Origin of the sequence: uncultured Aquincola sp., assembly GCF_964001545.1 — a bacterium.
GTDB lineage: Bacteria > Pseudomonadota > Gammaproteobacteria > Burkholderiales > Burkholderiaceae_C > Aquincola.
On record NZ_CAXFDV010000264.1, the window covers coordinates 1 to 9,355 of the forward strand.

Below are 9,355 nucleotides of genomic sequence, written 5' to 3' on the forward strand. Positions count from 1 at the left end.
ACCGAGCAGGCGGCCAGCAACCTGCAGCACACGGCCAGCAGCATGGAGCAGCTGACCGGCACCGTGCAGCAGAGCGCGCAGGCGGCCGACACGGCCAACCAGCTGGCCCATTCGGCGGCCGAAGTGGCCCAGCGCGGCGGCAGCGTGGTGGGCCAGGTGGTGCACACCATGCAGGAGATCCAGGCCAGCTCGCGCCGCATCGCCGACATCATTGGCACCATCGACGGCATCGCCTTCCAGACCAACATCCTGGCGCTGAATGCGGCCGTGGAAGCGGCCCGCGCCGGCGAGCAGGGCCGCGGCTTTGCGGTGGTGGCCAGCGAGGTGCGCGGCCTGGCGCAGCGCTCGGGCGAGGCCGCGCGCGAGATCCGCACGCTGATCGGCAGCAGTGTCGAGCGGGTGGAATCGGGCACGCGGCTGGTGGACGATGCCGGCCGCACGATGCAGGACATCGTGGCCAGCGTGCAGCGGGTGGCCGACACCATCGGCGCCATCACCGCCTCGGCCGCCGAGCAGAGCCAGGGCATCGGCGAGATCAGCCAGGCCGTGAGCCGGCTCGATCACATGACACAGCAGAACGCGGCCCTGGTGGAGCAATCCGCCGCGGCGGCCGAGAGCCTGAAGACCCAGGCCGCGAGCCTGTCCAGCGCCGTCTCGCGCTTTCGCGTGGGCGCCTGAACGGTCCGCCCCATTTCCATTTCCATACCGTGAGGAGACATTGATGAGATTTGAGAACCTGCGCCTGTCCGGCAAGCTGTGGGGCGTGGTGGGTACCGTCCAGCTGGTGATGCTGGTGGGTGCCGGCATTGCGCTGCACCAGGCCACCAGCATCGCCGACGAGGCGCTGGACGACCAGGCGCACCACCATGAGCTGGTGGAGCAGTCGGTGATGTGGAAGGGACTGACCGAGACGGCGGTGGCGCGCACCCAGGCCGCCATCGTCAGCACCGACCCCACGGTCAACGAGATGTTCAAGGAGAACATCGCCAAGGACGCGCCCTTCATCACCAAGCTGCGTGAGTCGCTGATGAAGAAGGCCGACTCCCCCGAGGACAAGAAGCTGGCCCCGGTGCTGGCCACCCAGGGCAAGGCCGTGCTGGCCACCAGCGCCAAGGCACGCGAGGCGGCCGCCACCGGCGACCGCGAGAAGGTCCTGGCCATCGTCAAGAACGAATACCAGCCGGCCGTGGCCGCCTACCTGGCCAGCATCGACGAGTTCGGTCAGCTGCAGCGCCGCAAGGCCGAAGCCGCCGCGGCCGCGGCCGCGGCCGCCCGCAGCCGCGTGCACCTGATCGCCGGCAGCCTGGCGCTGCTGACGGTGGTGCTGGGTGGCCTGGCCACCGCGATGCTGGTGCGCAGCATCCAGCGCCCGCTGGACGAGGCGGTGCAAACGGCCCATGCCATCGCCGGCGGTGACCTCACCCGCCACATCGACACCCACCGCGGCGACGAGATCGGCGCGCTGATGAAGGCGCTGCGCGACATGAACGATGCGCTGGCCGGCATGGTGGGCAGCGTGCGCCAGTCGACCGACAGCATCCAGCTGGCCTCCAGCGAGATCGCCAGCGGCAATGCCGACCTGTCGATGCGCACCGAGCAGACCGCCAGCAACCTGCAGCAGACGGCCAGCAGCATGGAGCAGCTGACCGGCACCGTGCGCCAGAGCGCCGATGCCGCCAGCACCGCCAACCAGCTGGCCCATTCGGCGGCGCAGGTGGCCCAGCGCGGCGGCGAGGTGGTGACGCAGGTGGTCTCCACCATGGACGAGATCCAGGCCAGTTCGCAGAAGATCGCCGACATCATCGGCACCATCGACGGCATTGCCTTCCAGACCAACATCCTGGCCTTGAACGCCGCGGTGGAAGCGGCCCGCGCCGGCGAGCAGGGCCGTGGCTTTGCGGTGGTGGCCGGTGAGGTGCGCAGCCTGGCCCAGCGCAGCGCCGAGGCCGCCAAGGAGATCAAGAGCCTGATCGGCGCCAGCGTGGAGCGGGTGGAGTCGGGCAGCCGGCTGGTGGGCGACGCCGGCCGCACGATGAACGAGATCGTGGCCAGCGTGCAGCGGGTGTCGGACATCATCGGCGAGATCACCGCTTCGGCCGCCGAGCAGAGCCAGGGCATCGGCGAGGTGAACACCGCCGTCACCCAGCTCGACCAGATGACGCAGCAGAACGCCGCACTGGTGGAGCAGTCGGCCGCCGCTGCCGAGAGCCTGAAGTCGCAGGCCGGCCAGCTGGCCGGTGTGGTGCAGCGCTTCCGCACCGCGGCTTGACGAGCGGGCTGGCCGCGCAAGCGGCCAGCTTGTTCAGCTGTGGCTCAGCACGTACTGGCGGATGCCCAGGCGGGCCGGCGTGGGCAGCGCCACGAACTGCACGCCGATGCGGCACTGCGAGCCCACGAAGCTGGCGAACACCACGCGCACACGCGCGGTGACCGGCAGGCAACGGCTGCGGTCCTCGGGATGAGGCACCGACACCGCCAGGTCCAGCATCAGGCCCAGCGGCAGGCCGGTCGGCGTGAGCAGGCCCACACCGCCTTCGGACACGTCGCACACCGTCACTGGGATGATGGCGCCGCCCTTGTTGAGCAGGCGCGCGGGCCAGCTGGCGCGGGCGCGCCGATGGCGGCGCAACTCGTTGGCGGTTTCGGTCTGGCCGGAGCCGGTGCCGAAGGCATGGGCCAGGCTGTCCGGCCGCGGCCGGGAAGGAGAAAGTGGGTTCATGAAGGGCCTGACGGTACTGCTGCTGCGTTATCGGCCGGCAGCGGCCGAGCTTGCGTGCCGCTGTAAGTGGATATTCACCTTCCCCCTCTCAAAGGCTTGCCGCGGGTGTCGATAAGGAGGGCACGTCCGGCGTGTCTGCCGGCATTTACACGAAAGCCACCGTGTCTCAGCAGTACCCCGCTTCCCCCAGCATCGCCTTTGCCGAAGGCGTGTACGCCGCCCTCGACAAGATCCAGGCCCTCATCTCCTTCGACCTCACCGGCCATGTGACCGAGGTCAACGAGGTGTTCCTGCGGGTCATGGGCTATGAACGGGGCGAAGTGATCGGGCGCCACCACCGCATGTTCTGCGACCCGGCCTACGGCCGCTCGGCCGAGTACGCCGCCTTCTGGCAGATCCTGGCTTCGGGCCAGACGCATTCGGGCGAGTTCATGCGCGTGGCCAGCGATGGCCGCCCGGTGTGGCTGCAGGCCTCGTACAACCCGGTGTACGACGGCGCCGGCACCCTGGTGGGCGTGGTCAAGTTCGCGACCGACATGACCGCGGCCAAGGCCCTGGGTGCCGACGTGGCCAGCCGCATGCAGGCCCTCAACCGCGTGCAGGCGGTGATCGAGTTCGACCTCACCGGCAAGGTGCTCACCGCCAACGACAACTTCCTGCGCACCTTCGGTTATGCGCTGGAAGAAGTGGTGGGTCAGCACCACCGCATCTTCTGCGAGCCGGGCTTTGCACGCTCGCCCGAGTACGCCGCCTTCTGGGAACGGCTGGGCCGCGGCGAATTCAACGCCGGCGAGTACCGGCGGCTGTCCAAGGACGGCAAGCCGGTGTGGATCCAGGCTTCCTACAACCCGATCTTCGATGCCGCGGGCCGGCCCTCGAAGGTGGTGAAGTTCGCCACCGACGTGACGCAGGAGCGCCTGACCACGGCCGAGGCGCAGTCGAAGCTGGAAGCCATCGGCCGCTCGCAGGCGGTGATCGAGTTCGACATGCGCGGCAACGTGCTCAGTGCCAATGCCAACTTCCTGCGCGCGGTGGGCTACACGCTGGAAGAGGTGCAGGGCCAGCACCATGCGATGTTCTGCGATGACGAGTTCGTGAAGTCGCGCGAGTACCGCGACTTCTGGTCGGACCTGAACGACGGGCAGTTCCAGATGGGCCGCTTCAGGCGCGTGGGCAAGCATGGCGCCGAGGTGTGGATCCAGGCCACCTACAACCCCATCATCGGCCTCGATGGCAAGCCGTACAAGGTGGTCAAGTTCGCGATGGAGATCACCGCCCAGGTCAACCGCGAGCAGTCCATCGCCAACAACGTGTCCGCCATCTCGGGCGTGATGGACGGACTGTCGGGCTCGATCAGCCGCATCGTCGAAGGCTCGCAGGAATCGACCGAACTGGCCAGCCGAACGCAACGCGAGGCCGACGACGGCAGCCAGCTGCTGCAGCGCTCGCGCGAATCGATCATCGCCATCCAGTCCTCGTCGCAGGGCATCACCGAGATCATCGACACCATCAGCGAGATCGCCGGCCAGACCCATCTGCTGGCCTTCAACGCGGCCATCGAGGCGGCGCGTGCCGGCGATCATGGCGTGGGCTTTTCGGTGGTGGCCGAAGAGGTGCGCAAGCTGGCCGAGAAGTCGGCCCGCGCCACGCGCGAGATCTCCAAGCTGATCAACGAGACCGTGATGCGCGTGGGCGAGGGCGGCCGCCTGTCGCAGGAGGTGGAGCAGGCCTTCGCCCGCATTCAGCGCTCGGTCAACGACACCACGCAGTCGATCCAGAAGATTCACGGCGCCACCACCGAGCAGGCCACCGCCACGCAGAACGTGACCAGCCTGCTGCTGGACCTGCAGATCTCTTCGCACAACGCGTGAGCGCAGTCCTGATGCCTGCCACCGCCACCGTACATGCGCTGGTGCGCACGCAGGGCCGCCTCGTGGCCATCGACAGCGCCGCCGTGCGCCAGGCGGTGCCGCGGCCGGCCACGCTGCAGCCGATGCCGCGCCGCGCCGGTGCCATCGAAGGGCTGATGAGCCTGACCGGCGGCCAGGTGCTGCCGGTGCTGAGCCTGGCGCCCTGGCTGAACGCTGACGATGCGGCCGGCGACCCGGCGCTGCCCGCCAAGGGCGGCCTGGTGCTGCTGCTGCAGCACGGCGCCGACAGCATCGGCCTGGCCGTCGAGGCCGTGGTGGGCGTGCAGCGCCTGCCGGCCGGCCGGGTGCAGCGGCTGTTCCATGACGATCGGCCGGACGAGCTGTTCCACAGCGCGGCCGTGTTCACCGAAGGTGAGCCGGCGGTGCCGGTGGTCGATGTGCAGCGGCTGATGGCGCTGGCGGCGGTGTGGGTGACGCAGGCCGACTCGCAGGTGGATGTTCAGGCCGCGGCCGTGGCCGAGCCGCCACCCCAGGCCGCCGCCGGCAGCCGCTGGGCCTGCTTTCGCGTGGGCGATGCGCGCATGGCCATCCCTGCGGCGCAGGTGGGCGAGCTGTTGCGTCCCTTGCCGCTGCGCAAGGAACTGCTCAGCCACGACGGCGTGCTGGGCCTGTGCGAATGGCGCGGCCGGCTGGTGCCGGTGGTCGACCTGTGCGGCGCCTTGCAGGCCCTGCCCGAGGCCGGCACGCCGGCCTGGTGGTGCATCGTCTGCGCGGGCGACCGGGCCATCGGCCTGGTGGTGCAGGAGGTGCTGGCGATGGCGCGCTGGGCCGAGGTGCCGGACCGCGCCGACGCGCCCGGCGACCTGGTGCTGCAGCGCCGGGTGGAAGGCGATGCGCTGCTGCAGCTGATCGACGTGCAGGCCTTGATGGCGCGCTATGGCGAAACCGCGATCAGCGCCCGCGACGACGCAGCCGCGCACGGGCAGGGCGCGCTGGCGGCCGGGGCCGGCGCGCCGGCCTACATGGTGTTCGAGGCCGGCGGTGCCTTTGCGGCCGAGGTCGACCGGGTGCAGGCCGTGGTGACCTTGCCCGCCGAGCTGCGGCCGCGGCTGGATGCCGGCCTGCCGGCCACCTTGCACTGGCGCGAACAGGCGGTGCCGGTGCGCCCGCTGGCCGATGCCCTGGTGGGCCTGCAACCCCAGGCCGCGCGGCAGCTGGTGGTGGTGCGCGAGGGCGGGCAGCTCAGCGCCTTGCCCATCGGCGGTGTCAAGGCCATGGTGCCGCGCAGCACCGCCAGCCGGCACCGGCTGCGCCTGCGCGGCCGGCTGGTGGAAGTGATCACGGTGCAGACCGATGGCGAGCGCGCCAGCTACCCGGTGGTGGCGCTGCAGGGCCGGGTGGCCTGATCAGCCCAGTTCCACCACCACCGGTGCGTGGTCGCTGGGCCGCTCGTTCTTGCGCGGCAGCTTGTCGATGTGGCAGGCCGTCACGCGGGCCTTGAGCGCGGGGCTCACCAGGATGTGGTCGATGCGCAGGCCCTGGTTCTTGCGGAAGGCCAGGTTGCGGTAGTCCCACCAGCTCCAGCTCTTGGGCGGCTGCTCGAACAGGCGGAAGGCATCGACCAGGCCCATCTCCAGCAGCGCGGCGAAGTGGCCGCGTTCTTCGGGCGTGCAGTGGATCTGCCCGGCCCAGGCCACCGGGTCGTGCACGTCGCGGTCTTCGGGCGCGATGTTGAAGTCGCCCATCAGCACCAGCTGCGGGTGCGCCGCCATCTCCTGCGCCAGCCAGGCGCGCAGGCCATCGAGCCAGCGCATCTTGTAGGCGAACTTGTCGCTGCCCGGCGCCTGGCCGTTGGGAAAGTAGGCCCCGATCACCCGCACGCCCTCGACGGTGCCGGCGATCACGCGGGCCTGCTCGTCTTCCACGCCCACGATGTTCTTGACGATGCCCTCGGCCGGCGTGCGCGACAGCAGCGCCACGCCGTTGTAGGTCTTCTGGCCGAACCACTGCGGGTGGTAGCCGGCGGCGCTCAAGGCCTCATGCGGAAACTTGTCGTCGGTGAGCTTGGTTTCCTGCAGCACCACCGCATCGGGCTGGTGCTGGGCCAGCCAGTCCAGCAGCTGCGGCAGCCGCACGGCCAGGGAGTTGACGTTCCAGGTGGCGAGTTTCAAGGGAGTCCTGCGCGGTTGGGTTGGCGTGCGGTGGGGTGTCGCCATCCTACAAGCGGACACTCGTCTGGGCTGGCGTTTCGCAACAACTGCCCTCGGCCGCGCGCGCTCACTGCGCGGGCGATACGCTGGGCGCCAGACCTTGTAGAACCTGGCCTCGCTGCATGGCGAGGTCCTTGCGGGTGCTCAGAACCGGCGCCAGGTGTCTGCTGCGAAGACCTGAAGATGGACACGCCATCGCTGCATGGGTCGAACCACCTTTGCACCGCACCGGCGGCGCCCAAGCCCGTTGCGCATCCCGAGGCGACCGCGAGGCGCGCACCCGAAGCGATGGCCTCAGCGCTCGGCCAACTTGAACACCGACACCGCTTCCACCAGCTGCGCCGCCTGCAGCTTCAGGCTTTGCGCGGCGGCGGCGCTCTGCTCCACCAAGGCGGCGTTTTGCTGGGTGGAGACGTCCAGGTGGCTCACGGCCTGGCCGATCTGGCCGACGCCCTGGCTCTGCTCGCCGTTGGCCACGCTGATCTCGGCCACCATGCTGCTGACGCGGCCGATGACGCCCACCACCTCGTTGATGGTCACGCCGGCCTGTTCCACCAGGGCACTGCCCTGGGCCACCTTGCCGGTGCTGTCGCTGATCAAGCCCTTGATCTGCCGCGCGGCTTCGGCGCTGCGCTGGGCCAGCATGCGCACTTCGCCGGCCACCACCGCAAAGCCGCGGCCTTGTTCACCGGCGCGGGCGGCTTCCACCGCCGCGTTCAGGGCCAGGATGTTGGTCTGGAAGGCGATGCCGTCGATGGTGCCGATGATGTCGGTGATGCGCTGGCTGCTTTGCTGGATCTCGTGCATGGTGTCGACCACCTGCTTGACCGCAGCGCCGCCGCGCACCGCCACCTGCGAGGCTTCACCGCCCAGCTGGTTGGCATGCTGGGCATTCTCGGCATTGCGGCGCACGGTGGCGCTCAGCTCTTCCATGGTGGCCGCGGTCTGCTGCAGGGCCGAGGCCTGCTGCTCGGTGCGCTCGCTCAGGTCCATGTTGCCGTTGGCGATCTCGCTGCTGGCGGTGAGCACGCCTTCGGCGTTGTTGCGCACCTGGCGCACCAGCGTCACCAGCTGGCCGCGCATGTGCTCCAGCGCCCGCAGCAGCTCGCCCGCCTCATCGCTGCGGTTGGAGGCCAGCGAGGTCGTCAGGTCGCCCGCGGCCACGCGCTGGGCGGCCTGCGAGGCCTGCTGCAGCGGGCCGGCGATGCGGCGGGTGATGGTGAAGGCCAGGGCCACGCCGGTGAGCAGCGCCAGCACCGCCAGCGACAGCAGGATCAGGCTGCTGCGCTCATTGGTGGCTTGCAGCGCCGCGGCGCGGGCGTCCAGGTCTTTGCGCTGCAGCTGCACCAGCTGGGTCATGCTGTCCAGGTAGGCGGCGGCCGCGGGCTGGAAGCGCTGCTCCAGCAAGGTCAGCGCCTCCTGGTTCTTGCCGTCGCGCTTGTGCTGCATGATCTGGTCGCGCACCGTGATGAAGTCCTTGCGGTGCGCGCTGACGGCGGCAAACACCTTCTTTTCCTCGTCACCGTCCAGCAGCGCCTCGATGGACTTCTGCAGCTCGTTGTTGCGGGCGGTGCTGGCCTTGGCGTCTTCGGCGAAGAAGGCTGCCAGCGAAGCATCGGCGCTGCGTGCGATGGCCACGGTGCGGCGGGTGCCGGCATTGACCACCGCGAACCAGTCGCTCACCAGGCGTTCCTTGCGCAAGGGCACGTCCAGCATCTCGTGGGTTTCCGCCTGGCTGGCCTGCAGACGCAGCAGGCCGACCGACGCCATCGTCACCACCAGACCCAGCACCAGCGCGAACCCCAACGCCAGTTGCCGACCGATCGAGAGCTTTACCGACATCACGCTTCTCCAGTGTGCGTGACGGTATCGACCGCCGCCGCGCGGACTTGAAGGCGGGCGGATCGGCGGGCGTGATCAACCGCCGGGCGGCAGCCGCCTTTGCAGGTGGAAGGGCCGCTGACCGATGCCGCAGCAGAAGGCGCCGATCCAGGGGCGCAGCGCCTGGGCCAGGTGGCGGCCTTCGGCATTGAGCGCATCCAGCCGCTCGGCGGCGGCCTGGGCCTGTCGGCGCAGCGCCGCTTCGTCCAGCGTGAGCAGGCGGCCGTGCTCCACCACCACGCGGCCGGCCACCAGCACGTGCGTCACCGCGGCGCCGTTTTCGCCGTGCACCAGCTGGCGCAGTACATCGCGCAGCGGCACGTAGATGGGCTGGGCCAGGTCCAGCAGCACCAGATCGGCCTGCCAGCCGGGCGCCAGCCGGCCCAGACGGTCGCCCCAGCCCAGCGCATGCGCGCTGTGAAGGGTGCCCATGCGCAGCGCCTCGGCGGCGGTGATCCAGCGGGTTTCGTCGGCGCCGACGATGCGCGACAGGTAGGCCGCGATGCGCGCCACCTCGAACAGGTTCTGGGTGTCGGAGGTGTTGGCGCCGTCGCTGCCCAGGCCCACGCGCAAGCCACGTTCCACCATGCGGCGCACCGGCGCCACGCCCGAGCCCAGGCGCAGGTTGCTCAAGGGGTTGTGGATGGCGGTGACGCCGGCCGCGGCCAGCTGGC

General features: G+C 70.0%; 8 protein-coding genes. 4 read left to right on the top strand and 4 right to left on the bottom strand.

What is annotated here, in order from left to right:
- Both ABNT58_RS09160 and ABNT58_RS09165 read left to right on the top strand, forming a co-directional pair.
- The coding region (locus ABNT58_RS09160) for a methyl-accepting chemotaxis protein (protein WP_348753184.1) at positions 1-678 on the top strand (678 nt) is incomplete at its 5' end.
- 43 nt (positions 679-721) lie between these two features.
- Positions 722-2,269, top strand: a complete 1,548-nt coding sequence (locus ABNT58_RS09165; RefSeq protein ID WP_348753185.1) for a methyl-accepting chemotaxis protein — start codon at positions 722-724, stop codon at positions 2,267-2,269.
- A 33-nt stretch (positions 2,270-2,302) separates the two neighbouring features.
- Here ABNT58_RS09165 and ABNT58_RS09170 read toward each other — a convergent pair whose 3' ends face one another.
- Positions 2,303-2,719 (bottom strand): PilZ domain-containing protein, encoded by a 417-nt coding sequence (locus ABNT58_RS09170; RefSeq protein ID WP_348753186.1) that lies wholly within the window; start codon positions 2,717-2,719, stop codon positions 2,303-2,305.
- A gap of 131 nt (positions 2,720-2,850) precedes the next feature.
- Between ABNT58_RS09170 and ABNT58_RS09175 the strand changes: the two genes are divergently transcribed.
- Positions 2,851-4,590: a PAS domain-containing methyl-accepting chemotaxis protein gene (locus ABNT58_RS09175; RefSeq protein ID WP_348753187.1), complete on the top strand. Its 1,740-nt coding sequence runs from the start codon at positions 2,851-2,853 to the stop codon at positions 4,588-4,590.
- An 11-nt stretch (positions 4,591-4,601) separates the two neighbouring features.
- Positions 4,602-5,996 (top strand): chemotaxis protein CheW, encoded by a 1,395-nt coding sequence (locus ABNT58_RS09180; protein WP_348753188.1) that lies wholly within the window; start codon positions 4,602-4,604, stop codon positions 5,994-5,996.
- Here the strand turns inward: ABNT58_RS09180 and xth are convergent, their stop codons facing one another.
- The 3 genes from xth to ABNT58_RS09195 all read right to left on the bottom strand — a co-directional run.
- The gene (gene xth, locus ABNT58_RS09185; protein ID WP_348753189.1) at positions 5,997-6,761 is read right to left on the bottom strand and encodes an exodeoxyribonuclease III; all 765 of its coding nucleotides are present in this window, start codon (positions 6,759-6,761) and stop codon (positions 5,997-5,999) included.
- A gap of 333 nt (positions 6,762-7,094) precedes the next feature.
- Positions 7,095-8,642 carry a methyl-accepting chemotaxis protein gene (locus ABNT58_RS09190; protein ID WP_348753190.1) on the bottom strand — a complete coding sequence of 516 codons (1,548 nt, stop codon included), beginning with the start codon at positions 8,640-8,642 and terminating at the stop codon, positions 7,095-7,097.
- Positions 8,643-8,717: 75 nt separating this feature from the next.
- Positions 8,718-9,355 (bottom strand): amidohydrolase family protein (locus ABNT58_RS09195; protein ID WP_348753191.1); only part of this gene is annotated, 638 nt, incomplete at its 5' end.

Excerpts from the sequence above, each read along its gene's own strand:
- ABNT58_RS09165 (WP_348753185.1), top strand. The coding sequence starts at position 722 with ATGAGATTTGAGAACCTGCGCCTGTCCGGCAAGCTGTGGGGCGTGGTG.
- ABNT58_RS09170 (WP_348753186.1), bottom strand. The coding sequence starts at position 2,719 with ATGAACCCACTTTCTCCTTCCCGGCCGCGGCCGGACAGCCTGGCCCAT.
- ABNT58_RS09180 (WP_348753188.1), top strand. The coding sequence starts at position 4,602 with ATGCCTGCCACCGCCACCGTACATGCGCTGGTGCGCACGCAGGGCCGC.
- ABNT58_RS09190 (WP_348753190.1), bottom strand. The coding sequence starts at position 8,642 with ATGTCGGTAAAGCTCTCGATCGGTCGGCAACTGGCGTTGGGGTTCGCG.